The 25908-nt window shown below is 57.3% G+C and carries 22 protein-coding genes; 12 read left to right on the forward strand and 10 right to left on the reverse strand.

Annotation, left to right across the window (positions count from 1 at the left end; genetic code table 11):
• Window positions 1–102: 102 nt before the first annotated feature.
• The 3 genes from parC (at window position 103) to ftsP (ending at window position 4820) form a co-directional block, all read left to right on the forward strand.
• The gene (gene parC, locus AC0IXH_RS21570; protein WP_013203846.1) at window positions 103–2376 is read left to right on the forward strand and encodes a DNA topoisomerase IV subunit A; all 2274 of its coding nucleotides are present in this window, start codon (window positions 103–105) and stop codon (window positions 2374–2376) included.
• A gap of 180 nt (window positions 2377–2556) precedes the next feature.
• Complete coding sequence (locus AC0IXH_RS21575) at window positions 2557–3294, forward strand: 1-acylglycerol-3-phosphate O-acyltransferase (protein WP_013203845.1); 738 nt, start codon at window positions 2557–2559, stop codon at window positions 3292–3294.
• A 107-nt stretch (window positions 3295–3401) separates the two neighbouring features.
• A complete protein-coding gene (gene ftsP, locus AC0IXH_RS21580; RefSeq protein ID WP_346567157.1) occupies window positions 3402–4820 on the forward strand; it encodes a cell division protein FtsP in 1419 nt (472 codons plus the stop codon).
• A gap of 62 nt (window positions 4821–4882) precedes the next feature.
• Here the strand turns inward: ftsP and dkgA are convergent, their stop codons facing one another.
• On the reverse strand, window positions 4883–5707 hold the full coding sequence (gene dkgA / locus AC0IXH_RS21585) for a 2,5-didehydrogluconate reductase DkgA (protein ID WP_134822761.1): 825 nt from the start codon (window positions 5705–5707) through the stop codon (window positions 4883–4885).
• Window positions 5708–5831: 124 nt separating this feature from the next.
• Here dkgA and AC0IXH_RS21590 point away from each other — a divergent pair, with 124 nt between their 5' ends.
• Window positions 5832–6725 (forward strand): AraC family transcriptional regulator, encoded by an 894-nt coding sequence (locus tag AC0IXH_RS21590; RefSeq protein WP_013203842.1) that lies wholly within the window; start codon window positions 5832–5834, stop codon window positions 6723–6725.
• A gap of 27 nt (window positions 6726–6752) precedes the next feature.
• Here AC0IXH_RS21590 and AC0IXH_RS21595 read toward each other — a convergent pair whose 3' ends face one another.
• Both AC0IXH_RS21595 and metC read right to left on the reverse strand, forming a co-directional pair.
• Window positions 6753–7409 (reverse strand): DedA family protein, encoded by a 657-nt coding sequence (locus AC0IXH_RS21595; protein WP_053144792.1) that lies wholly within the window; start codon window positions 7407–7409, stop codon window positions 6753–6755.
• 106 nt (window positions 7410–7515) lie between these two features.
• Window positions 7516–8715, reverse strand: a complete 1200-nt coding sequence (gene metC, locus AC0IXH_RS21600; RefSeq protein ID WP_346567156.1) for a cystathionine beta-lyase — start codon at window positions 8713–8715, stop codon at window positions 7516–7518.
• Window positions 8716–8964: 249 nt separating this feature from the next.
• Here metC and exbB point away from each other — a divergent pair, with 249 nt between their 5' ends.
• On the forward strand, window positions 8965–9696 hold the full coding sequence (gene exbB / locus AC0IXH_RS21605; RefSeq protein WP_134822758.1) for a tol-pal system-associated acyl-CoA thioesterase: 732 nt from the start codon (window positions 8965–8967) through the stop codon (window positions 9694–9696).
• Window positions 9697–9701: 5 nt separating this feature from the next.
• Window positions 9702–10124 (forward strand): TonB system transport protein ExbD, encoded by a 423-nt coding sequence (exbD, locus tag AC0IXH_RS21610; protein ID WP_013203838.1) that lies wholly within the window; start codon window positions 9702–9704, stop codon window positions 10122–10124.
• A gap of 50 nt (window positions 10125–10174) precedes the next feature.
• Here exbD and tcuC read toward each other — a convergent pair whose 3' ends face one another.
• The 6 genes from tcuC to AC0IXH_RS21640 all read right to left on the reverse strand — a co-directional run bounded on the left by tcuC (window position 10175) and on the right by AC0IXH_RS21640 (window position 16961).
• Complete coding sequence (gene tcuC, locus AC0IXH_RS21615; RefSeq protein ID WP_471720982.1) at window positions 10175–11503, reverse strand: tricarballylate/proton symporter TcuC; 1329 nt, start codon at window positions 11501–11503, stop codon at window positions 10175–10177.
• A 182-nt stretch (window positions 11504–11685) separates the two neighbouring features.
• Window positions 11686–12672, reverse strand: coding sequence for a Csu type fimbrial protein (locus AC0IXH_RS21620; protein WP_471720983.1), 987 nt, complete (start codon window positions 12670–12672; stop codon window positions 11686–11688).
• Window positions 12669–15092, reverse strand: a complete 2424-nt coding sequence (locus AC0IXH_RS21625) for a fimbria/pilus outer membrane usher protein (protein ID WP_471720984.1) — start codon at window positions 15090–15092, stop codon at window positions 12669–12671. The genes AC0IXH_RS21620 and AC0IXH_RS21625 overlap by 4 nt, the downstream gene beginning before the upstream one ends.
• A 3-nt stretch (window positions 15093–15095) precedes the next feature.
• Window positions 15096–15815: a fimbrial biogenesis chaperone gene (locus tag AC0IXH_RS21630; protein ID WP_013203834.1), complete on the reverse strand. Its 720-nt coding sequence runs from the start codon at window positions 15813–15815 to the stop codon at window positions 15096–15098.
• Between the two features lie 26 nt (window positions 15816–15841).
• On the reverse strand, window positions 15842–16357 hold the full coding sequence (locus AC0IXH_RS21635) for a Csu type fimbrial protein (protein ID WP_346598956.1): 516 nt from the start codon (window positions 16355–16357) through the stop codon (window positions 15842–15844).
• Between the two features lie 37 nt (window positions 16358–16394).
• Window positions 16395–16961 (reverse strand): spore coat protein U domain-containing protein, encoded by a 567-nt coding sequence (locus AC0IXH_RS21640; protein ID WP_265909592.1) that lies wholly within the window; start codon window positions 16959–16961, stop codon window positions 16395–16397.
• Window positions 16962–17510: 549 nt separating this feature from the next.
• Between AC0IXH_RS21640 and AC0IXH_RS21645 the strand changes: the two genes are divergently transcribed.
• A complete protein-coding gene (locus AC0IXH_RS21645) occupies window positions 17511–19643 on the forward strand; it encodes a putative bifunctional diguanylate cyclase/phosphodiesterase (protein ID WP_471720985.1) in 2133 nt (710 codons plus the stop codon).
• A gap of 57 nt (window positions 19644–19700) precedes the next feature.
• Window positions 19701–21110 carry an aminotransferase-like domain-containing protein gene (locus AC0IXH_RS21650; RefSeq protein ID WP_471720986.1) on the forward strand — a complete coding sequence of 470 codons (1410 nt, stop codon included), beginning with the start codon at window positions 19701–19703 and terminating at the stop codon, window positions 21108–21110.
• Window positions 21111–21186: 76 nt separating this feature from the next.
• Here AC0IXH_RS21650 and AC0IXH_RS21655 read toward each other — a convergent pair whose 3' ends face one another.
• Window positions 21187–21669, reverse strand: coding sequence for a YlaC family protein (locus tag AC0IXH_RS21655; protein ID WP_013203829.1), 483 nt, complete (start codon window positions 21667–21669; stop codon window positions 21187–21189).
• A 301-nt stretch (window positions 21670–21970) separates the two neighbouring features.
• On the opposite strand from AC0IXH_RS21655, the gene AC0IXH_RS21660 reads away from it, so the two are divergent.
• The 4 genes from AC0IXH_RS21660 to AC0IXH_RS21675 all read left to right on the forward strand — a co-directional run bounded on the left by AC0IXH_RS21660 (window position 21971) and on the right by AC0IXH_RS21675 (window position 25907).
• Complete coding sequence (locus AC0IXH_RS21660; protein ID WP_041692125.1) at window positions 21971–22558, forward strand: cupin domain-containing protein; 588 nt, start codon at window positions 21971–21973, stop codon at window positions 22556–22558.
• 192 nt (window positions 22559–22750) lie between these two features.
• On the forward strand, window positions 22751–24187 hold the full coding sequence (locus AC0IXH_RS21665; protein ID WP_013203827.1) for a circularly permuted type 2 ATP-grasp protein: 1437 nt from the start codon (window positions 22751–22753) through the stop codon (window positions 24185–24187).
• Window positions 24181–25110, forward strand: coding sequence for an alpha-E domain-containing protein (locus tag AC0IXH_RS21670; protein ID WP_013203826.1), 930 nt, complete (start codon window positions 24181–24183; stop codon window positions 25108–25110). The genes AC0IXH_RS21665 and AC0IXH_RS21670 overlap by 7 nt, the downstream gene beginning before the upstream one ends.
• Window positions 25107–25907 (forward strand): transglutaminase family protein, encoded by an 801-nt coding sequence (locus tag AC0IXH_RS21675; RefSeq protein WP_471720987.1) that lies wholly within the window; start codon window positions 25107–25109, stop codon window positions 25905–25907. Before AC0IXH_RS21670 ends, AC0IXH_RS21675 begins: the two co-directional genes overlap by 4 nt.
• Window position 25908 lies beyond the last annotated feature (1 nt).

Here is a 25908-nt window from a genome sequence, read left to right on the forward strand (position 1 = left end):
CACGGTTACCTGTGACAGACCCCGCCTGGATAAGGTACTATCCACGCCAAACGACCCCGATGTGGCGCGCCAACAGCGCCGCGATGTGAGGAATCAAGAGTAATGAGTGACCTGACGCAGGATGGTGCAGAGCGTCGTGCCCTGCATAAGTTTACGGAAGAGGCCTACCTCAACTATTCCATGTACGTCATCATGGACCGTGCGCTGCCCTATATTGGCGACGGGCTGAAGCCCGTACAGCGCCGCATTGTCTATGCGATGTCAGAGCTGGGGCTGAACAACAGCGCCAAGTTCAAAAAGTCGGCCCGTACCGTGGGTGACGTGCTGGGTAAATACCATCCGCACGGCGACAGCGCCTGTTATGAAGCGATGGTGCTGATGGCGCAGCCGTTCTCTTACCGCTATCCGCTGGTGGATGGTCAGGGAAACTGGGGTGCGCCGGACGATCCGAAGTCCTTCGCCGCGATGCGTTACACCGAATCCCGCCTGTCGAAATATGCCGAAGTGCTGCTGGGCGAGCTGGGGCAGGGCACCGTCGACTATGTCCCGAACTTCGACGGCACCATGCAGGAGCCGAAAATGCTGCCTGCGCGGCTGCCGAATATCCTGCTGAACGGCACCACCGGGATTGCGGTGGGCATGGCAACGGATATTCCTCCGCATAACCTGCGCGAAGTGGCGAAGGCGGCGATCGCGCTGATCGACGCACCAAAAACCACTCTCGACGAGCTGCTGGATATCGTGCAGGGGCCGGACTATCCGACCGAAGCCGAAATCATTACGCCGCGTAACGAAATTCGTAAAATTTACCAGAGCGGTCGTGGCTCGGTGCGCATGCGCGCGGTGTGGAAACGTGAAGATGGCGACGTGGTGATCACCGCGCTGCCGCATCAGGTCTCCGGTGCCCGCGTACTGGAGCAGATTGCTGCCCAGATGCGCAATAAAAAGCTGCCAATGGTCGAGGATCTGCGTGATGAATCCAACCACGAGAACCCGACGCGGCTGGTGATTGTGCCGCGCTCCAATCGGGTGGATATGGACCAGGTGATGAACCACCTGTTTGCCACCACCGATCTGGAAAAAAGCTACCGCATCAACCTGAACATGATCGGCCTGAACAACCGTCCGGCGGTGAAAAACCTGCTGGAGATCCTCAGCGAGTGGCTGATCTACCGTCGTGATACCGTGCGCCGCCGCTTGCAGCACCGTCTGGATAAAGTGCTGCGTCGTCTGCATATCCTCGAAGGTTTGCTGGTGGCGTTCCTCAACATCGACGAAGTGATCCACATCATTCGTACCGAGGACGAGCCGAAGCCGGTCCTGATGTCGCGCTTTGAGATCAGCGAAACGCAGGCTGAAGCGATCCTCGAACTGAAATTACGTCATCTCGCCAAACTGGAAGAGATGAAAATTCGCGGCGAGCAGGATGAGCTGGCGAAAGAGCGCGATCAGCTGCAGGGCATTCTGGCGTCCGAGCGCAAAATGAATACCCTGCTGAAGAAAGAACTGCAGGCAGACAGCGACCTGTATGGCGACGATCGCCGTTCACCGCTGCGTGAGCGTGAAGAAGCGAAAGCCATCAGCGAAAGCGAACTGGTGCCGTCAGAGCCGGTGACCATTGTGCTGTCGCAGTCTGGCTGGGTGCGCAGTGCCAAAGGGCATGATATCGATCCGGGTGGCCTGAGCTACAAAGCCGGTGACAGCTATCGCGCCGCCGCCCGTGGCAAGAGCAATCAGCCGGTGGTGTTTGTCGACTCCACCGGGCGCAGCTATGCGCTGGATCCGATTACGCTGCCGTCGGCGCGTGGCCAGGGCGAGCCGTTAACCGGCAAGCTGACGCCACCGCCGGGCGCGGTGATGGAGCAGGTGCTGATGGAGGCCGACGATCAGAAACTGCTGATGGCCTCAAACGCGGGCTACGGCTTCGTCTGTACCTTCAGCGATCTGGTTTCCCGTAACCGCGCCGGTAAAGCGCTGCTCACGCTGCCGCAGAATGCCAAAGTGATGACGCCACTGGCTATCCATCATGATGACGATCTGCTGTTAGCGATCACCTCTGCGGGCCGGATGCTGCTGTTCCCGGTGGGCGATCTGCCGCAGCTGTCGAAAGGCAAGGGCAACAAAATTATCTCCATTCCTTCCGCGCAGGCGGCGTCCGGTGAAGATAATCTGGCCTGGCTGCTGCTGCTGACACCACAAACCTCGGTGACGCTGCACGTCGGTAAACGCAAGCTGACGCTGAAGCCTGACGATCTGCAGAAGTTCCGCGCAGAGCGCGGGCGTCGCGGTACGCTGTTGCCACGTGGATTGCAGCGTATCGATCGGGTGGAAGTTGACGGTCCGGTCAGAGCACCGGTTGCTGACAGCGAAGAGTAACGGTCCCTGTATACTGCGTGCTGGCCAGGCGAAAGCCTGGCTAACCCGGTGAAATGCAGTCAATTTCAAGATTTCAGGATATACTTTATCCGTACCCCGAAGGCAGGGCGTTCGCCCCGGTAACAGGTCAGGTTACCGTCTGCCGACTCAAGGGAGTCTGAAAGCAATAACGAGGATGTGATGCTCTCAATTTTACGTTTTATTGTCGTGGTGATTTACTCAATCCTGGTGTGTGTCTTTGGCTGCATCTGGTGCTTATTCAGCCCGAGAAACCCGCGTCACGTCGCCACGTTTGGCCATCTTTTTGGCAAACTTTCGACGGTATTTGGCCTGAAAGTCGAACTCCGCCGTCCAGAAGGCGCCGATAATTACCCTAACGCCATCTATATTGCCAACCATCAAAATAACTACGATATGATCACCGCGGCGAAGATTGTGCAGCCAACGACGGTGACCGTCGGTAAGAAAACGCTGTTGTGGGTGCCCTTTTTTGGCCTGCTGTACTGGCTGACCGGTAACCTGCTGATTGACCGTGATAACCGCTCCAAGGCGCACGGCACCATTGGCGAGCTGGTCGATCAGTTCAAGAAGAAAAAAATCTCGTTCTGGATGTTCCCGGAAGGCACCCGCAGCCGTGGTCGTGGCCTGCTGCCGTTTAAAACCGGCGCGTTTCACGCGGCAATGGCCGCCGGTGTGCCGATCATCCCGATTGTGGTGTCGAACACCCACGATAAAATTAAGCTTAACCGCCTGAACAACGGCCATGTGATTATCGAAATGCTGCCACCGGTAGATACGGCTGCCTTTGCCGACCAGTCGGTGCGCAAGCTGGCGACACACTGCCGTGAACTGATGATGGCGAAACTTGACGAGTTGAACGCAGAAGTGGCCGCGCGCGAAGCCGCCGATAAAAGATAATTTCAGCCAGCCTGCGGGCTGGCTTACCCTCACACAGCAAAGACCAGAATCATAAAAGATGGATAGCAGTCCGGCATAAGGACTGCGTTTTGGTTTACGGAGTTTTTATGTCTTTCAGTCGACGTCAGTTTATTCAGGCTTCGGGTATCGCGCTGTGCGCGGGCTCGTTACCTGTTAATGCGTTCGCCGCCGGGCCGGGCACCGCATTGCCGGTCCCGCCGCTGGTGGAATCGCGCCGTGGGCAGCCCATTTTTCTGACCTTACAACGCAGCCACTGGTCCTTCACCGGCGATGGCAATAAGGCTCAGGTGTGGGGCGTTAACGGCCTCTACCTCGGGCCGACGGTGCGGGTGTGGAGCGGCGATGATGTCAAGCTGATCTACAGCAACCGACTGAATGAACCCGTCTCGATGACCATCAGCGGTCTGCAGGTGCCTGGCGCACTGGCGGGCGGCGCACCACGACTGATGTCACCGGGTGTGGACTGGGCGCCGGTATTGCCGATCCGCCAGGCAGCCACCGCCTGCTGGTATCACGCTAACACGCCAAACCGCATGGCACCTCACGTTTATAACGGGCTGGCCGGTCTGTGGCTGATTGAAGATGAGGTCAGCAAAGCGCTGCCGATCCCCAATCATTACGGCGTCGATGATTTCCCGCTGATTATCCAGGATAAGCGCCTGGATAACTTTGGTTCACCGCAGTATGACCCGCCGTCCAGCGGTGGCTTTGTCGGCGACACGCTGCTGGTTAACGGCGTGCAGAATCCGTATGTCGATGTCTCGCGCGGCTGGGTGCGTTTGCGCTTGCTTAACGCCTCCAACTCCCGCTGTTATCAGCTGTTAATGAGCGACAACCGCCCGTTCAACGTGATTTCCAGCGATCAGGGATTCCTGCCTGCGCCGGTGGCGGTCAAGCAGCTGTCGCTGGCACCGGGCGAACGCCGTGAAGTACTGGTGGATATGAGCCAGGGCGACGAAGTGTCGATCACCGCGGGCACCGCAGCCGGTATCGTTGACCGCTTGCGCGGCCTGTTCGAACCCTCCAGCATTCTGACCTCGACGCTGGTGCTGACGCTGCGTCCGACCGGGCTGTTACCGCTGGTCACCGATAACCTGCCAATGCGCCTGCTGGCCGATGAGGTGATTGAAGGGTCGGTCAGCCGCACGCGTGAATTCAGCCTCGGTGATTCACTGCCGGGCATCAATGGCGCGCTATGGGATATGGAGCGAATTGACGTGCAGGCGCAGCAGGGCACCTTTGAGCGCTGGATTATCCATGCCGATCTGCCGCAGTCATTCCATATTCAGGGCGTGAAGTTCCTGATTAAAAACGTCAACGGCGCGCAGCCCTGGGCAGAAGATCGCGGCTGGAAAGATACGGTCTGGGTCGACGGCACGGTGGAGTTATTTGTCTCAATGCTGCAATCCTCAGCCGAACATTTCCCGTTCGTCTATTACAGCCAGACGCTGGAAATGGCCGACCGCGGCTCGGCGGGTCAGATGTTGGTACAGCCAACGATTTAGGTGGCGAGAGTCGGGCAGGCAGGCAAAAAAAACGGGGCGATTAATTCGCCCCGTTTGCACAGTTAGTTCAGCTCATCCGGGTTTGGCCCCAGTCGGTTACCCTTATCCAGCTTGGCAATCTCACTGATTTCAGGTTTCTCCAGACGGAAGTCAAACACCTTAAAGTTCTCTTCAATGCGCGACGGCGTGACCGATTTCGGGATCACCACCAGGCCGCTATCCAGATGCCAGCGAATCACGATCTGCGCCGGGGTTTTGCCGTATTTTTTCGCCAGGTCCTTAATAATCTCCTGATCAAATACGCCTTTACCGCCCTGCGCTAACGGACTCCAGGACTCGGTCTGAATATGGTGCATCGCATTCCACGCGTGCAGCGTGCGCTGCTGCAGCATTGGATGCAGTTCAATCTGATTGACCACCGGGCTGACGCCAGTCTCTTCCAGCAGGCGTTTCAGGTGGGCCTCCTGGAAATTACAGACGCCGATACTTTTGGTCAGCCCCTGTTTCTGTAACTCAATCATCGCTTTCCAGGCATCAACGTAGTTGTCTTTTGCCGGGCACGGCCAGTGCATCAGATAAAGATCGACACTCTCCAGCTGCAATTTTTTTAGGCTGGTTTCCATCGCCTGCGGCGCGTTCAGCTGATCGTCATTCCACAGTTTGGTGGTGACAAAGATATCTTCGCGCGGGATATCGGTTTCTTGCAGCGCCTGCCCAATCCCTTCCTCGTTTTTGTAGATGGCGGCGGTATCCAGTGAACGATAGCCGACCTGCAACGCCTTAACTGCAGCGGTGCGGGTATCTTCAATGCTGGCCTGCCAGACACCAAGGCCAATCTGCGGCATCATGTTGCCGTCATGGAGTTTAATTACAGGTTGCTCTGCCATGTTTTCTCCTTTGCAGCGAATGAACCGGCACCTCTGTGCCGGCGAGTGACTCTAAGTCTAGTTGAGAATAGCCGCGCCGTTGGGCATGATGCTATTTGGAATTCTCTGAGAGTAAAACTCGTCTATGGATCGCAACACGCTTTGTACTCAGCTTGCCAGGAAGGTGGTGCATCTGGTGACATCGGGCGCTTCGCCGCTGGCTTCGTTGCCGGATGTTCGCCTGATTTATGCCGACAAGCCCAGCGGACGGACGCCGGTGCTCTATTCTTCGGGGATTGTGATCCTGTTCCAGGGGCAGAAAACCGGCTACCTCGGCAATAATGTTTTTCATTACGACGCCACGGAATACCTGATGCTGACCGTGCCGCTGTCGGTCGAGTGTGAAACTTTCGCCACGCCGGAAGCGCCGCTGGCCGGGATCCTGCTGAACGTCGATCCGGTCAAGCTACAGGATTTGCTGATTGATATTGGCGATGACGACAGCTTCCACCCTGAACCGCAAACCCGGGGCATTCACTCCTCCGCGCTGACGGAAGAGATGCTCTGTGCCGCCGAGCGGCTGCTGGATGTGCTGGCGAATCCACGCGATGCCCGCGTGCTGGGCCCGCAGATTGTCAGGGAAATTCTCTATCATGTGCTGCTTGGCCCGTGCGGCGGGGCGCTGATGGCGCTGGTCAGTCGCCACACCCAGTTCAGCCAGATTGCTCGCGCGCTGCGCCGCATCGAACACCATTACACCGATAACCTCAGCGTTGACCTGCTGGCCGCAGAAGTGAATATGAGCGTCTCGGCGTTTCACCATAACTTTAAAGCGGTGACCAGCACCTCGCCGTTGCAGTATCTGAAGAGCTACCGGCTGCATCAGGCGCGGATGCTGATGCTGCATGAAGGATTGAAGGCCAGCGCGGCGGCAATGCGGGTAGGGTATGAAAGTGCTTCGCAGTTTTCGCGCGAGTTTAAGCGCTATTTCGGCGTCACGCCGGGCGAAGAAGCGACGCGGATGCGTCAGGCGGGATAAGAGAAAGGCCGGAGCACCGGCCTTTTTTTACGCCGATTTTTTACGGCGGATCAGCAGTACCACGCTGCCGATTAATCCGGCACAGAGCAGCACCAGCGGCAGCACCATCAGAATGGTCATCACCTGATCTTCGTGCCGTTTGATAAACGGCACCTGGGTGATGGCAAAGCCCAGCGACACCAGAATGCCTACCCAGAGAAAACCGCTCAGCCAGTTAAACAGCTGGAAGCGGCCGTTTTTCAGGCCGGAAATCCCCGCCATGGTTGGCAGAATGGTGCGGACAAAGCCCAGAAAACGGCCAACGATCAAAGCCGTCAGTCCGTGGCGATGAAACAGATTCCACGCCCGCTGGTGATACTGCACCGGCAGATGCATCAGCCAGCTTTTCACCAGCCGCGTATTGCCCAGCCAGCGTCCCTGTAAATAGCTTAGCCAGCAGCCGAGGCTGGCGGCCAGCGTCAGGATCGCCACCGTAGGCACAAAGTCCATCACCCCTTTGGCAATCATCGCGCCTGCCAGTAACAGCAGGCTGTCGCCCGGCAGAAACGAGGCGGGCAACAGGCCATTTTCAAGAAACAGGGTAGCGAACATAATGCAATAAACTACCCAAATGACGTCCGGATTGGCCAGCGCAGCAAAATCCTGATGCCACAGCGCCTGAACAATCTCATGCAATACACCCATCTTAATTCCTGTTTACTGCGTTAAGCTGCCATTGTAGCGCTAATCCCCTCACCACACTTTGATCAAGGGCGCGGATGTCGCACCGTTAATCGTCCGTTTAGCTTTATCAGGCAGGACAGGCGGAAAGACGAGCAAATCCGGCAGCCAGGTCTTCAATCAGGTCGTCAACGTTCTCCAGGCCAATATGCAGGCGCACCAGCGTGCCAGTGAAATCCACGCCGCCGGCCGGCCGGATTTCCGCCAGCTCTTCCGGCTGATTAGCGAGGATCAGCGACTCGTAGCCGCCCCAGGAATAGGCCATGCTGAAGTGTTCGAAGTGATCGAGATACTCAGCCAGCTGCTTGTCGGTCAAACGCGCTTTCAGCACAAATGAGAACAGGCCGCTGCTGCCGGTAAAGTCGCGCTGCCAGAATTCATGTCCCTTACATTGTGGCAGAGCAGGATGATTGACCACGGAAACTTCGGCCCGATCCGCCAGCCAGTGGGCGACCTTTATTGCGCTTTCTTCATGCTGACGCAGGCGCACGGCCAGCGTTCTTAATCCCCGGCTGGCCATATACGCGGTATCGGCATCGACCATCTGACCCATCAGATAGGAGTTTTCACGCAGCTGTGCCCAGCAACGTTCATTGGCAACGGCGGTGCCGATCATCGCGTCGGAGTGACCAATCAGATACTTGGTGCCGGCCTGAATGGAAATATCGACGCCAAAATCCAGCGCGCGGAACAGAATGCCGGCGGCCCAGGTATTGTCGATCATGATCACCGCATCCGGCGCTTTGCTGCGCACGGCGGCGACAATCGCCGGGACATCCTGCACTTCCATGGTGATCGAGGCCGGAGATTCGAGAAACACCACCTTGGTATTTGGCTGCACCCGTTCGGCAATTTCCGCACCGATGCAGTGATCGAACCAGGTAGTGGAGACATTCATTTTGCTGAGAATTTTGGTGCAGAAGTCCTGCGTCGGCTCATAGACCGAGCCCGCCATCAGCACGTTATCGCCAGCAGAAACAAAGGCCAGAATGGCGTTAGCAACCGCCGCCGCGCCGCAAGGATAGAGCGCACAGCCCGCGCCGCCTTCCAGTTCGGTCATCGCGTCTTGCAGGGAAAAGTGGGTCAGCGTGCCGCGACGGCCGTAAAATAACTCGCCATCGGCGCGGCCAGCGGTACAGCGTTTTTTCTCAGCCACGCTATCAAACACCAGCGAGGAGGCCCGCTGGATCACGCTATTCACTGAGCCCTGGGTAAAACGTTTACTGCGTCCGGCGGCAATCAGCGCCGTTTCAATTTTTTTACTGGTCATCGGAATGCTCTGTTTGCGGATGTCTGGTCTGCCTTAACGTTAACACGGCAGGCGGCTGGGCGAAATTAAGCGTAGGGCACTGTGAGAAAGATTCAGCAAAAGTCGGCTGGATATGCGTTAAATCAGGAAAGTGTGTAAAAAATGTTACCCCAAAAGTAAATAGTAATGATAACCACTATCAATTCAGCACTGATTTGGTATGATCCGCATTGGTTTTTTTTACCCGTTGAATGACGTTGGAGACACAGCGTGACGAATGATTTGATGCAGACGGATCTTTCCGTCTGGGGCATGTACCAGCATGCGGACATCGTAGTAAAAGTGGTGATGATCGGCTTACTGCTGGCATCTGTCGTGACCTGGGCGATCTTCTTCAGTAAAAGTTTTGAACTCAGCGCCGCGAAACGCCGCCTGAAAAACGAACAGAACGCGCTGGCAGGTGCACGCTCTCTGCAGGAAGCCGCGCAGATCAGCGCCAGCTTTAAAGCGGGCAGCCTGACCACGCAGTTTCTGAAAGAAGCGGAAAACGAGCTGGAACTTTCCGCAGGCTCCGACGACGACAACGGCATCAAAGAGCGTACCTCTTTCCGCCTGGAGCGCCGCGTGGCGTTCTTTAGCCGTCACGCGGGCCGCGGCAACGGTTTCCTCGCCACCATCGGCGCCATCGCACCGTTCGTCGGTTTGTTTGGTACGGTGTGGGGCATCATGAACAGCTTTATCGGCATTGCCCAGACCCAGACCACTAACCTGGCAGTGGTTGCACCGGGAATTGCGGAAGCCCTGCTGGCCACCGCTATCGGTCTGGTTGCGGCCATCCCCGCCGTGGTGATCTACAACGTCTTTGCCCGCCTGATCGGCAACTACAAAGCGTCAATGGGCGATGTTGCCGCCCAGGTGATGCTGCTGCAAAGCCGCGATCTGGACCTGGCCGCCAGCGGCAGCGTACAGCGTGCGCCCGCTCAGAAACTGCGGGTAGGATAAGCACCATGGCAATGCGATTGAATGAAGATCTCGAAAGCAACGGCGAAATGCATGAAATCAACGTCACGCCGTTTATCGACGTGATGCTGGTGCTGCTGATTATCTTTATGGTCGCCGCGCCGCTGGCAACCGTTGACGTCCGCGTTAACCTTCCTGCTTCCACCAGTGCGCCGCAGCCGCGTCCTGAGAAGCCGGTTTACCTGTCAATCAAAGCCGACAAGCAGCTGTTCATTGGCAACAATGCGGTGACGCCGGAAACGCTGTTGAATGCGCTGAACAGTCAGACCGAAGGCAATAAAGAGACCACCATTTTCTTCCAGGCAGATAAGTCTGTGGATTATGAAACGCTGATGGGCGTGATGGATAAACTGCGTCAGGCGGGATATCTGAAGATTGGTCTGATGGGAATGGAAACCGCCGGGAAGTAACCGACGGGCGTTAAAAAAAGGGCCGACATGCAGATGTCGGCCCTTTTTTATTACAGCTGCACCGCCGGGGCGCCGCTGTGTCGGGTCTGGTACTGACAGATCAGGCGCTTGATAATCATTGTCCCAATCAATCCGCACACGGCGGCAAAGGTCAGCCAGACGCCAGGCATCGCCTTATCGCCGGTGACGTGGATCAGGTAGCTGGAGATGGCCGGGGTGAAGCCGCCGAACAGGGCGGTTGCCAGGCTGTAAGCCAGTGAGAAACCGGTCGCCCGCACTTCCGCCGGCATCACTTCTGCCAGATACACCACCATCGCACCGTTATAGCTGGCGTAGAGGAACGAGAGCCACAGTTCCGCTTCCAGCAGGTGGGAAAGGCTCGGGGAACCGACCAGCCAGTGCAGCACCGGCCACGCGGTGGCAATCATCAGCAGCGTAAAGAAAATCAGCAGCGGACGGCGGCCATAACGGTCAGACACGGTACCCATGATCGGCAGCCAAATCAGGTTAGACACGCCCACGCACAGGGTGACGAAGAAGCTCTGTTTATCGCTCATCATCAGCACGGTTTTGCCGAAGGTGGGGGTAAACGCGGTGATCATATAGAACATCACCGTGGTGGTGACCACCATCAGCATGCCCGCCAGCACCAGCGCCCAGTTGCTGGCGACCGAGCGGATGATTTGCTTCATCGACGGGTGCGTTTTACGCTGGCTGAACGCTTCGGTCTCTTCCAGCTTGCTCCGGATCCAGAACAGGAACGGCACAATCATACAGCCGATCACAAACGGGATACGCCAGCCCCATTCGGTGACCTGATCTTTTTCCAGCAGATGGTTCAGGCCCAGGCCTAACAGCGCCGCAAAAATCACTGCGATCTGCTGGCTACCCGACTGCCAGCTAACGAAGAAGCCCTTGCGGTTCTTCGGCGCGATCTCGGCCAGATAAACCGAAACGCCGCCCAGCTCAACCCCGGCAGAGAAGCCCTGCAACAGGCGTCCTAACAGGATCAGGATCGGCGCGGCGGCACCCAGCGTGTTGTAACCCGGCACCACGGCAATGGTCAGCGTGCCGATGGCCATCAGGCCCAGCGTCATCAGCAGCCCTTTGCGGCGGCCATGATGGTCAATATACGACCCCAGCACGATGGCACCCAATGGCCGCATCAGGAATCCTGCGCCGAAGGTCATCAGCGTCAGCATCAGCGAGGCAAAGGGATCGTCACCCGGGAAAAAGGTTTTAGCGATAGCCGTGGCGTAATAACCAAACACCATGAAATCGAACATTTCCAGGAAATTACCGCTGGTCACATTGAAGATGGTTCTGGCATTACCCTGAGGCTTGCGGGCGGGATTTGGGGGAGAAGTCACGGCAGTCATACAGCATCCTTTTGGGTTTTCTTCCGTTTTATCCTGCCAGCCGCGGATTTAATGTGATGACGGTCACCGTTAGCCGGGCGCTGGGCAGACTCTTCGTAACAAATTATTAACACATGCAGTGCCAGCCATTATTCAGGCAGAAAAGCCGCCGTCAGAAGCCGCTGACGGCGGTGGTCATCGACTCAGAACGACAGGTCGATCACCACACTGTCGCTGTAACTGCCCGCCACCGGCGTGGCCTGGGTGGTCAGCACCTTCGCGGTGTAGTTGAAGGTTCGGGTCAGGCCATCGGTGCTGAGGGCACTGGAGGCGGTACTCGACACCCGGTCGCTACCGGTTGGCCCCCAGCGCGTGGTGGTGGCATTTTGATAAATCTCGTAGGCCAGCTGGTTGCTGCCGCTGGTCATATAGCGTTGGGTGCCCACCGCATGGCTGCCGTTGCTCATCCCCACCGTATAGGTGCTGCCTTTGGTACAAATCACATTAATCGACTGAGAAATGGTATTGAAACTGCTGACCAGCGGCGCGCTGCCGAAGCTGATATCGGGTGCGGTGATCGTGGTGCAGTCATTGGTGACAATCAGCGTGGTAGTAATGGGTATGGTTCCCGATCCCGTCTGTTGATTGCCCAGCAGACAGAGACCCAACGCGCCAATGCCGGTACAAATGTTGTAGTTGACCAGGATATTCAGGTTGACGGTATAGGTGCCTGCGGCCACCGTTTGCCCCGGCACCGTGCGCAGGTACAGCGGAATACTGAAGTTCTGCCCGCCGCCCAGACCAAGCAGGTTCAGCAGCTGCGCCTGACTATAGGTGGTGGTGACGCCACCGACCGCGATTTCGGTGGCGCAGGCGGCGTCGATGCAGGTGCGAAGCGGGATATTGTCGGTGCCGGTGCTGACGGTTTTTAACGTTGCCCGCGTGCCGCTGGTGTAGGTGGCGCTGGCGAGCTGCAGCCTTATATAGTCGGTAGAAAGCAGTGACAGCACGCTGCCCGAGCCGCAGTTGACGTTGACGTTGGCCGTTATGTTGCTGGCAGTGGTATTGACCGCAAACGAACTGACGGTGCCGAAACTGGCGGTGGAAGAGGGCAACGTACAGGCGGCCCAGCCGGGGATCGCGCTGGCCAGCAGCAGCAGAAATAACAGGCCGGAAAGCAGCTTTTTCATGGTGACGTTCCTGAAGAGGGATCGGATGTGAGCGAGCAGGTCAGCGGCCCGTAAGTTTCAAGCGATTTAGGGCGGCCGCCCGCCACAGTGAGCGTTGACGCACAGTGGCGACCATCCGGCGTTTCCGCGCGGAAGGCATTGTCAGTTTTCAGGTTTTCCATCCACACCAGACCATCCCAGCCAACGTATTCGGTTGCCTGACCTTCGCGGAGGATCTGCGTGGAAACCGGCAGCGGCTGGCCGTTTTGATCGTGCAGGATCACGCTGGCGGCACGCAGCGGTTCAATCGGGAAGTGCAGCAGATAGCCACTGTCCCGCTTGACGGCAAAGCGCTGTTCCACGCTGGAGGTGGTCATGTCCGCCGGCAGATCGAGCGTATCGATGTCGTACTTCGCCGGATAATAGGAACTGATGCCCGGCACCAGCAGGTAGCCGTTGTCATTGGTTTTACCCATCAATTGGTTTTCGTAGCGGACATTGATGTTCGGGTAGTCGGTTTTCACCAGCACGAAGGCGTCGTTAACCTGATTGGCGGCAAACAGGCTGCCATCCATCAACACCACCGAGCCGGTTAAATCCGCCCATTCGGTGCTGTAGTCCTTGTCGCCATAGAAGCCGGCGGAGGTTTCGATATTGGCGTTACGCCAGCTCAGGCTCGCCTGGCGGTAATCGCTGTCGCTGCTCTGGTTGGCATACGAGGCATCCCAGGCAAATCCGCCTTCGGTCGGCATCGCGCGCGAGGCGGTGATGCGTTGTGACGATCCACCTTGCTGATCGCGCTCCTGACTTACGCTGACCGTGCCCAGATCGCTGAACGGGATCACCAGTGAGATCGCACCGGACCATTCGCCTTCCTGCTGGTCGCGGCTGGCCGAGACGTACAGGCTGCTGTTGCCCCACAGATTCTTACTCCACGACAGGTTCCACAGCTGGGTGCGGTCGCCGGTGCCGCTGGTGATATCAATAAAGGCGGCGCCGACGCTGCCATACTGGTTAAGCGACAGGCTGGCACTGTACTGGGCACTGCGGCGGCTCAGGGTATATTCCGAGCCGCCGATGTTACCGTTACGATCGCCGTACAGGGCCAGATTGCCGAAGCCTGACGAGCGCACGATATGCTGCGTGCCGACGCTGAAGCGGCTGTTGTTGTACTGGTAACCCCAGCTGTACTGCGTGCCGGTGTCGCCTTCCATCTGGCTTTGCGTCAGCGCTGCATTGACCACACCCAGCGAGCCAACTCTCATCTGGCCGCCCGCGCCGCCCACTGCCAGCGCATCGGCACCTTCGGCGTGGCTTTCCAGCGTCAGCCAGTCGTTCAGGCCATAACGATAGGAGCCGCTGACCGCACCGGCTCCGTAATCAAAATTCTTCAGGCCGTAATTTTCACGCAGCGCACCGGCCGAAAATGAAAAGTCCGACAGGCCGGGTTTCAGCAGGTTACTCGACACATAAAACGGCAGGGTGGTGGTCACGCGCCGGCCCACCGCATCGGTGGTCACTACCACCGCGTTCCCCGCGCCGTTGACGAACGGCATATTGGTCAGTGACCACGGGCCTGGCTGGACGTTGTTACTGCTGTTTTTATAACCGTTCACAAACAGGTCAACGGTTGATGGCACCGCCGCCTGGCCGGAAAACGACGGCAGCGGATAGGTGACCAAATCCGGGCGCACGGAAAAGTCCCTGGCGATCTGGATCCCGCCCAGCCTGACGCTGCTGGTCCACGCCAGCGAGTCGGTGATCAGATCGCCCACCCGCCAACTGAGCGAGTGGTTCTCATCCTGATTACTCCACCAGGTGTCGTAGCGCAGGAAGCCCTCGTCCTGACTGCCCGGCGTACCGGATAGCTGCTCCTGATAGACGCCATTGGTAGAAAACTGCCCGCTGTCGCTGAACAGGCGGAATTCGTTCCAGGCAGAAAGTCGGGTGCCGCTGGCCGAGGTGTGGCTGGTATACAGATCGTAATTGAACAGGGCGCCTGCGGTGGTGCGTCCCGGATAGCGCGGGCCGTTGGTCTCGGTGCTGGCGATGGTTTGCTTCGGCAGCCAGGCCGGCGGCACGGTCAGCAGGATGCGCTGACGCGGTCGATCGTATTCGGCTTTGACCTCGGGGAGCGTCGAGACGTCGACAATCGAGGCATTAATCTTCGAGGTGGGGATCCCGGCGCGCTGCAGATCGCCCGCGCGCAATAAATAGTGGTCATCCTTAAACTCAACCGGCACCACCTGACCGCTGTCCTGATCGTTCACCACCAGTCCCAGCATGTACTGATTGTTCTGCTGACCTGGCGCAGTTTGTTGTGGCGGCGGCGGCAGCGAGGAAAAGGTCTCCGCGCTGCCGGTTACAGGGAACAGGCAACTGATGATGCCGGAGACGGCCAGGGAGCAGCGTCCCAGTGACGCGAGGCATCGCCTGCTCATGCGTTACTGTGAGGAACCGGTACTACGCCAGCTTTTGTTATTTTCCAGCTGCGCGCTCAGTTCCGAACTGTTGGAAGCCGGGAAATTCAACGGAAAGGTATTGCTGGATCCTGCCAGCACATAGCCAAACAGGCTGTTGGACAGAATGCGGCTGCCGAGCGAGACCTTGCTCAGTCTGGCGTGGCCAGAGCCGTTATTGGTGATCCTGATGGCGGAATGGCCATCCTGGCTGACCGTCTGCCAGCTGAGATCGGGCTTAGCCGAGTCGGAGGAAAGGCCTTTACCGTAGGTGAACAGCGGCACCGAGTAACGCATCTGGAAGTTCAGCCCGGCCTGGTCTTTACCCGGCGTTTGCGGGGTGGGGATCTCATCCAGCAATACCCGGTACGCGACCTCCTTGCCTGCCGGTGGCGGCGTCTGATTGATCAACCGCACCAGCTGTTTTTTCCCCGGTTCAATCCTCACCAGCGGCGGGCTGGCGACCACGGTTTGCTGCGTCTGATACTGTTCCTGGCCGTTAATCTGCTGCCAGGTAAACACCCTGACCTGCATTAAGGTGGTGGCTTCTCCCCGGTTCTCCAGCCACAGCTCGGTGGCTTTATCACCGCTGGGGATTTTAGGATCGATAGGCCAGATCAACACCGAGTTACCAGCCCAGGCTGGCGCCACCAGAGCACTGCCCATCAGGCTGATCAGCAGGCCAAAAAGTCGTAGCGTCTTCATTATTCAATCCTTCTGAAATCCCTGTTTTACCAACTCAGCGTCACGGTCAGCGTGTCGCTGTAAGTCCCTGCCCGGTTGACGCCGCTCAGCTGCAGCAGGCCATAAATCGGCAGGGTAATGTTATTTGCATTGCTGTAGGTCAGCGCCACGTTCTGATTCACCGGGATAGCACTTGCCGCACTGTGGCTGGCATTGGTATACAGCGAATAGGCCACCAGATTGGTGTTATTTGCCACCTTCAGATTACGGCTGGAGCCGTAGTTGCTGCCGCCATCAATGCTCATATTCAGCGTGGTGCCGGGCGTGCAGGCCAGCGTGATGGTGGTGCTTTGCACAAACGCGGCACTGACGCTGCTGCTGCCGACGCCCGGTTGGGTGCCAAAATCGAGCGTGCCAAACACGCCCGGATTGGTCCCCGACACCACGCAGCCGTTGACCACCGAAGCGGTCACCTGAAAAGTTTGAGTGGGTAGCGACCAGCTCTGATGACTGATTAACAGCAGCATCAGGCACAGCGGATAAAGCCTCCCGCCTCGTCGCATCACCCACTCCAGCACGTTGTTTTCCCTGTCTTCAGACTCAGTAATTGACGGCTACGTTGATGGTATCGGTGTAGGTGCCTGCCGGAATGGCCGCATTGAATCCACCGCCGGTGATACGACCGTAAATCGGGTAGTTGTCGCCGTTAGCAGGATCGGTGGTGCCGGTATTGGCCAGGTTGGTATTGTTGGCAATTGGCGTGGTGTAGGAGGTGGTGCCATACAGGGTGTAAGCGATCCCCCGGGTGGCGTCACTGCCCAGTACCAGATAGCGTGGCTGTGCCGTCACCGCACCGAACACGGTAGCGGGCGCCGCATTACTGCTGGTGAGCTGGACATTGTAGGTTTGTCCGGTGGTGCAACGGACAAAGATGCCGTTACCCAGCGAGCCGACTAAGGTGGCGTTCAGAGTATCGAAGGTGGCAGCGCTGCTACCAAAGTCTAAGGTACCGAAGTTAACGCCGGTGGTGGCGGACTGACCGTTAACCAGGCAGCCGGTGGTCAGGACCAGCCTTGCGTTAATGGTTCCCGTTGTGGTGGCGGCAAAGCCAGAAGAGGCCACGCCAAGGCTAAGGCCACAGCCCAGCAGAAAAAGCTTCATTTTCATAACCATTCCTTACTGATTAGACAGATGAACGTGCTTTTTCGCCTGATGTGAAATTAATATAAGTGACGCTAAATTCTGCAATAAAATTACTTGATCGCTGTCACAATAAACACCTGAGGGCTGTGCTTCAGGCGTTTGAATTAACAGCTTTGTCTTGTTTTTCTTTACTATAGATCAGCCTGGACCTTGTAGCGAAGCGAAACCTTAAAATAAAGCTTATCAATTTACCGGTAGAAATCATTTCTGCGCCAAACCCTTACCCGATCTGGGCTGTGAAAATAAACGGGACTTTTCCTATTTATAACTTCGCAAAAAAAAGTGCCTCTGCTATGTTCGTAGGATCGCTATTGGCAATTAATAAACGAGATAAATTATAGGGATATCTATCATTGCGCTGTGCTTATTTTATTCAGCTTCCGTTCTTTATTGTCACAGGCATAAAGTTGCCTGATCTTTAGCCGATACACTGATCTCAAAGGCAGTTTTTTTCAGCAATTTTGTTTAACTACCCGGCGCCCGTAAAACGGCATCAGCATCAGAGATTTCCCTATGCTTATGAGCTCCTACGACCAGCTTCTGGTCATCGTTTCCATCTTCGTGGCTTTTCTGGCTTCCTATACCGCACTGGATATGGCGGGCAGAGTGGCGACCACTACAGGCAGAACAGCGCAGGTCTGGCTGTTTGGCGGCGGCTTTGCGATGGGCGTCGGCATCTGGTCGATGCACTTTATCGGCATGCTGGCGATGAACATGGCAATGGTGATGAGTTACGATCCCACGCTGACCGTGGTGTCGATGCTGATTGCGGTGGCGGCCTCTATCTTCGCGCTGTGGATTGTTTGCTACGGCGAACTGCCGCTGCATCGCCTGATGGTAGGCGCGCTGGTGTTAGCCAGCGGCGTGGTGGCGATGCACTACACCGGCATGGCGGCCTTGATGTTCGAGCCGGGCATCATCTGGAACTGGAACTGGATCATGCTGTCGGTGGTGATTGCGCTGGCCGCGTCCACTGCGGCGCTGTGGCTGGCGTTTAAGCTGCGTCAGGGCGGCGGTAGACTGGCGCTGATGCGCGCGGGTGCGGCAACGGTAATGGGCTTTGCGATCGCCGGGATGCACTACACCGGCATGGCGGCCGCCAGCTTCCCGATGCACAGCCACGCCACTGAAATGGGCGTTAACAGCAACTGGCTGGCGGTGCTGGTGGTGGTGGTGACGCTCTCCATTCTGGGGATCACCCTGGTGGTGTCGACGCTGGATGCCCGCCTGCAGGCGCGAACCTCGGTGCTGGCGTCTTCGCTGGCCGATGCCAACCGCGAGCTGGCTCAGCTGGCGCTACACGATAACCTGACCCGCTTACCTAACCGTATTCTGCTGGAAGATCGTCTGGACCAGGCGATGAATAAAGCGGTGCGGGAAAACACCTCTTTTGCGCTGATGTTTATGGATCTTGATGGCTTTAAGGCGGTTAATGATGCCTTCGGCCACCATATCGGTGACAACCTGCTGGTTGCCGTCACCGACCGAATGAACCATCTGCTGAAGGGCCACCACACGCTGGCCCGTCTGGGCGGCGATGAGTTTGTGCTGCTGGTGGAGATCAACGATCCCAATGATGCGGCCACCACGGCCGATATGCTGGTCAAAGCCATCGACCAGCCGTTTGAAATTTCCCGTTATGAACTGATGGTGTCGCTGAGCATCGGCATTGCCGTGTTCCCTGGCGATGGAAGTGACGAGCGCGAGCTGATGTTCAATGCCGATGCCGCCATGTATCACACCAAAAATAACGGCCGTAACGGCTACACCTTCTTCCAGCCGTCGATGAACATGATTGCGCAGAGCCAACTGCAGCTGATTAACGATTTGTGGCTGGCGCAGGAGCGTGAAGAACTCCGTCTGTTCTATCAGCCGAAGTTCTGTGCTCCGCAGGGACCGATCCTCGGATTTGAAGCGTTAATCCGCTGGCAGCACCCGGAGCGCGGCCTGATGTCCCCGGACGTATTCCTCCCGCTGGCGGAAAAAACCGGGCTGATTGTCAGTATCGGCAACTGGGTGATCAACGAAGCCTGTCGCCAGCTGCGTATCTGGCATTTGCAGGGCAATCCGCACTGGTCGGTGGCCGTCAACCTGTCCGCGTTGCAGTTTGAACAGCCAGGCCTGGTGGAAACCGTGCTCACCGCGCTGAAGGTTCATCATATTCCGGCCGAGCTGCTGACGCTGGAAGTGACGGAAACCACCGCGATGCGCGATCCGGATGAAAGTATCCGCATCCTGACGCAGCTGACCGATCTGGGCGTCAAAGCCTCGATTGATGACTTTGGTACCGGCTACTCCAGCCTGCTGTACCTGAAGCGTTTACCGGCCAGCGAGCTGAAAATTGACCGTGCCTTCGTCAATGAGTTACAGGCGCAGAGCGAGGATGCCACCATCGTCACCGCCATTGTGGCGCTGGCGCAGACCCTGAACCTGAAAGTGGTGGCTGAAGGGGTGGAAACCGAAGAACAGCAGGCGTTTCTTACCAGCCTCGGCTGTAACTCCCTACAGGGCTATTTATTAGGCCGACCAATCCCTGCGGATCAGGTGGCCGGGCTGAAGCATTACGTCGGTGACACTGAAGTGGACGTGTTGCCAACCCTGAAAAAAGAGTTGATTGGCATCACGCCGCTAACGGACATTGTTTAATCCGTCAGCGGCGACCTATAATAGTTGCCAAATTCCTAGTTCGGGCATGTAACAGTTTTGGCTAAATACCAGCAGCTCATCGACCAACTCCAGCAGCAGATTTCGTCGGAAGTCTGGCTGCCGGGAGAAAAACTGCCCTCGCTGCGAGAGCAGGTCGCGTTAAGCGGCATGAGCCTGATGACGGTGATGCACGCCTATCAGGTGCTGGAGAGCCAGGGGTGGATCCAGTCCCGCCCGCAGTCCGGCTACTACGTTGCCCCGCGCGCGGACTTCCTCAGCCAGCCTGCCAGCCACCAGAAGGTGCAGCTGGCGGAGTCTGTCGATATCAATGCCTTTATCTTTGATGTGCTGCAAGCCTGCCGCGACCCGCGCATTCTGCCGTTTGGCTCTGCCTTCCCCGATCCTGAACTGTTCCCGCAGCGGCAGCTGATGCGCTCGCTGGCCTCGGTTTCCCACACCATGAAGCCTGCCGACGCGTTGAATAACCTGCCGCCGGGCAATGAAGCCTTACGCAAAACCCTGGCGCAGCGTTACGCCTTGCAGGGCATTCAGGTCTCCCCGGATGAAATCGTTATTACCAACGGGGCGATGGAAGCGCTGAACCTGAGTATGCAGGCGGTCACCGAACCCGGCGACTGGGTAGCGATCGAAAACCCGTGTTTTTACGGCGCGCTGCAGGTGATTGAACGGCTGAAGCTGAAGGCCGTGGCGATCGCCACCGATCCACAGCATGGGATGGATTTAGACGAGCTGGAAAGGGCGCTGGAGCGCTGGCCGATCAAGGCCTGCTGGATGATGACCAACCAGCAGAATCCGGTGGGCCATACGCTGACCAAAGCGAAAAAGCAGCGGCTGGTGGAGATCCTCTCTGCCCATAAGGTGACGCTGATTGAGGATGACGTTTACAACGAACTCTATTTTGGTCATGAAAAGCCGCTGCCCGCTAAAGCCTTTGAGCTGGAGCAAAGCGTGCTGCACTGCTCGTCCTTCTCCAAGAATCTGGTGGCCGGCTTTCGCGTCGGCTGGGTGGTTGCCGGTCAGCATGCGCAGCGCATCCAGCGCTTACAGCTGATGAGCACGCTGTCGACCAGCACGCCGATGCAGCTGGCGCTGGCCAACTACCTGTTGACCCGCAGCTATGACAGCCATCTGCGTAAACTGCGGATGTTGCTGGAGCAGCGCAAGAATCAGGCGCGACAGTCGCTGAAGCGTCATCTGCCGGTGGAAGCGAGGATCAACGATTCCCAGGGCGGCTATTTCTTGTGGGTGGAGTTGCCGCGCCAGGTGAACACCACCGAACTTTATTACCGCGCGCTGAACAACAACATCAGTATTGCACCGGGGAAAATGTTCTCGTCAGGCGAACAATACGCGAATTATTTCCGCTTTAACGCGTCATGGGCGTGGTTCGATGCGCAGGAGGCGGCGGTGGCGATTCTCGGGGGATTGATTGCGGAAATGCTGTAAAGACTGAAGCGGACGGACGCAAGGGCAGGAGCTGATGGATGTGATTATTGGGCCAGTTTGCCTGGCCCCATTGCCATCAGATAGTTGAGGCGCGCTGCTGGCCCCAGGTCAGATGATATACGTCGTAGAAATCGACTTCGCCTTTCAGCGACAGCAGCTTTTCAATGCCCTGTTTCACCTTGTCAGAGACCTGGCTACTGGACAGAATTTCCTGAATCGCCTGGTCGGACAGGGTACGAATGTAGTACCACTCGCCGTTATAGCAAACGCGCAGATCCAGCGTATCGATATCTTCAAAACGGTAGCGCGGATTCACATCCAGCATCATCAAGCCGCTCATCAACAGCACAAAAAACGTTGCGCCCCAGAACGCCGGCCAGCCGAGGAATTCGGTGGTGAAACACAGCGCTACGGTCAATGCGTAACAGACATACATTGATATCCATAAGCCGGGATGGTTTTTCAGGAAGGTCATGCTCAGGCGTGGCCGGTTATCGCGCTGTTCCTGTTGATTCAGCGTGTCGATCTCGCGTTGCAGTATCTGTTTTACGTCGTGCATTTTTCTCACCTCATTCGTGACTGTTCACAGTAAAACACACTGCGTAAAGTCAGGGCAGACACAGTTTTCATTAATATGGCTATAACAGTTTGCCTACCGTGGTAAACGCCATTGCATCGCGCCTTTTTGAGCCCGATTTCCGTTTCTTTCATTCGGGGGATTTGCCGCTGCGCTGATTTGAGTTAAGTTCCCATAAATTAATAAGTTATGTGATCTGCGCCGTCGCGCAAACATTGCATCTTGTGGATTATTTGCCACAATTAATTAACAACTAATCAAGTCCAGAAACAGGAGACGCCGTATGTTGCCGCAATCTGGGAGCCTACTCACCATGATGTCCTTCGCTGCCGGTACTTTCTCTGCCGGCGCGTCATCCAATCCGCAATATATGACGTTCCAGCCCGCCAGCGGCGTACCGAACAATCCGCTGCCGTTGATCATCTATCCGCAGGTCGCACCGGATGATGAAGAAGACATTGCCCGCTTTTTCGAAGATCTGTTTGCCCGCCACCAGTGGCTGCCGCGCTGGCGCTATCCGGTTTTCCCTTACACCCATTACCATCCCAACACCCATGAACTGTTGGGGATTGCTGCCGGTTGGGCGCAAATTCTGTTTGGCGGTGAAACCGGCCGGGCGGTCACCGTCTATGCCGGCGACGCGGTGCTGATCCCGGCGGGCGTTGGCCATCAACAGCTGGCCGCCAGCGATGACTTCTTTGCGGTCGGCGCTTACCCGCGCGGGATGCAGCCAGATACCCGCCGTGATGAGCTGAATCTTCTGAACCAGTCTATAGTAGAAATTAAGCGGGTTCCGATGCCGCAGCATGACCCGATCACCGGCGGTGAAGGGGCCGTCACCGAAATCTGGCACCCGCTGGAACAAAACTGATCGCCGCTGATTAAACGCACCGTTATGGTGCGTTTCCTTTATGACCTCCTTTCCAGGGATACTTCCCGGCGCACCGGCCAGGCCAGGCGTTGATGGTGCCCTCGCACGGCATCAGGCTCCGCTCTGTCACCCTGGGTACTGGCACGCTTTGTGCAGATAAGTAACGGGTTCACCGACAGTGGAAGGGAAATCATGAATCAAGGCTATGAATTAGCATCAACCTTTTATGATGAAATGCTGCTGGGCAGCGGTCAGCACCGCCAGCACTATCGCGACTACTGGCACTGGCTGCAAAAAGCCGACCACGAGGCGATCGCCCGCAAGCGGGAAGAGGCCGAACTTTTGTTTCACCGCGTCGGCATTACCTTCAATGTTTATGGTCAGGATGGCGGCGCTGAGCGCTTGATCCCGTTCGACAGCGTGCCGCGCATTATTCCGGCCAGTGAATGGGCGATGCTGGACAAAGGCATCCGCCAGCGCGTTCAGGCGCTGAATGCCTTCCTCCATGATATCTACCACGAGCAGCACATCCTGAAAGCCGGCATCATCCCGGCGGAGCAGGTGTTGGTTAACGACCAGTATCAACCCTGCATGCAGGGATTGAATCTGCATCGCGATATCTACGCCCATATCTGCGGCGTCGATATGGTGCGTAACAGCGACGGTGAATACTACGTGCTGGAAGACAATCTGCGCACGCCGTCCGGCGTCTCCTACATGCTGGAAAACCGCAAAATGATGATGCGGCTCTACCCGGAACTGTTCGCCCAACAGCGGATTGCGCCGGTCGAACGCTATCCGTCGCATCTGCTGCAAACCCTGCGCGAAAGCTCCCCGGTGAACGATCCGGTGGTGGTAGTGCTGACGCCCGGTCGTTTCAACAGTGCCTACTTTGAGCACAGTTTCCTTGCCCAGCAGATGGGCGTGGAGCTGGTCGAAAGTGCCGACCTGTTTGTGAAGGACGGGGCAGTGATGATGCGCACCACGGCGGGCCCGTGCAAAATCGACGTGATTTATCGCCGCGTGGATGATGCCTACCTCGATCCGCTGGCCTTCCGCGCCGACTCCATGCTCGGCGTGCCGGGGCTGCTGTCGGTCTATCGCGCCGGCAATGTGGTGCTGGCGAATGCCATCGGCACCGGCGTGGCGGACGACAAATCCATCTATCCGTATGTGCCGGATATGATTAAGTTTTATCTCTCCGAAGATCCGATCCTCAATAACGTGCCGACCTGGCAGTGCCGTCGTCCGGACGAGCTTTCGTGGGTGCTGGCTAACCTGCCAAAGCTGGTGGTGAAAGAGGTGCATGGCGCGGGCGGCTACGGCATGTTGATTGGTCCGGTGGCCACTCAGAAACAGCTGGAAGAGTTCCGTTCGCTGCTGATTGCCCGGCCACAAAACTACATTGCGCAGAACACCCTGGCGCTCTCAACCTGCCCGACGTTTGTCGAGCAAGGGCTGGCGCCCCGGCATATCGACCTGCGGCCGTTTGCCCTCAGCGGGGCTGAAATCCGGCTGGTGCCGGGCGGGCTAACGCGGGTGGCGCTGACCGAAGGTTCGCTGGTGGTGAACTCATCGCAGGGCGGTGGGACCAAGGATACCTGGGTGCTGGAGGATGACCAATGCTGAGTCGCACAGCCAGTGGATTGTACTGGATGGCGCGCTATTTAGAGCGTGCTGAAAACATTGCCCGCGTGCTGGACGTGACCAACCGTCTGTCGCTGATGCCGGTGCGCAGCAGCCACGACGATGAGCTGCACGTACCGCTTAACCTGACCAGCACCAGCGAGCTGTTCTGGACGCTGAATGACAAGCTGGCGATGCCGCAGCTGTTCAATTTCTTTGTGCTCGATGAACGCAATCCGGGCAGTATTTTTTGCTGCTGGGAATCGGCATGGAACAACGCGCACGCGGTGCGCGGCAGCCTCTCTTCCGAAGTGTGGGAAAGCATCAACTCCAGCTGGATTGAGATGCGCAAGCTGCGGCGCAAAGGCGTCAGCAGCATCGGCGCGGATGCCTTTTTCGACTGGGTAAAAGAGCGTTCGCACCTGTTTCGTGGCGCGATGTTTGGCACGCTGATGCGCGGCGATGCGATGAGCTTTATCCGGCTCGGCACGCTGCTGGAGCGGGCGGACTGCACCGCCAGATTGCTGGACGTGACCCACTATCTGACCGAGCAGGATGACGACTCGGTGCGCGAGTATTACCGGCTGGATACCCTGCTGCGCTCGGTATCGGCGCGCGAGGCTTACCACACCATCTACAAACAGGAGCTGGCCAGTGCCAGCGTCAATGAGATGCTGATCCTGCGGGAAGAGAGCCCGCGATCCTTACGATCCTGCATTGATGAAATTTCCAACCAGCTAAACTTGATCGGTGGCAGCGGTGAAAATCGCCCGCGTCTGCTGGTGACGGTGCTGGATGCAGAGCTGCGCTTCACCTCGTACGACTCGCTGATAAAAGAGGGGATCCACAGCTGGCTGCAGGATTTCCTTGGCGACCTTGGCAACATTGCCGTGAGCATTCAACAGACTTACCTGGAGGCTAAATGAAACTGGATATCGCCCATAAGACCCTTTTCAGTTATCAGAGTCTGGTGAAGCAAAGCACCCAGTATCTGCGCCTGACGCCGCAGAATTCGGTCCATCAGAACATTATTTCCTGGGAATTGATCCTGCCCGAGCAGGCGATCTGTACTACCGATACCTACGGCAACGTGCTGCACGTGCTGACGCTGGATACGCCGCACCAGTCGATTGAGATTGAAGCGCGCGGCATGGTGGAAATCCTCGATAATGGCGACATGGCGCCGGATCCGGACAGCTGTCTGTCGCCGTTAGTGTTCCTGCGAGTGACGTCGTTAACTCAGCCTGATGCGGCAATCCGCGACTTTGCCCTGCGCTATTTCCGTCCGGAAGCGCCAATGGCCAGCCTGGACCGGTTGATGGACGAGTTATTACTGAAAATGCCTTATCAGCCGGGTAGCACGATTGTTACTGATAACGCCGCGAAAGTATTTGCCGCGGGCACCGGGGTTTGCCAGGATCACAGCCACGTGTTTCTGGCCTGCTGTCGCAGCCTGCATATCCCCGCTCGCTATGTAAGCGGATACCTTTATACTGACACCGTTGAACATGTGGCTACGCACGCCTGGGTTGAGGCCTGGGTGGACGGCAGCTGGCACAGCTTTGATATCACCAATAATACCCGCAGCACGCGCCAGCATCTCAAGCTGGCGGTGGGCGTAGATTATATGGATGCCTGCCCGGTACGGGGCATGAGGCTGGGCGGCGGGAGCGAAGACATGTTAGCGGTGGCTGCGGTGCAACTGGTGAATTCGCAGCAGTAAT

It is taken from the genome of Erwinia sp. AC075 (assembly GCF_979253995.1).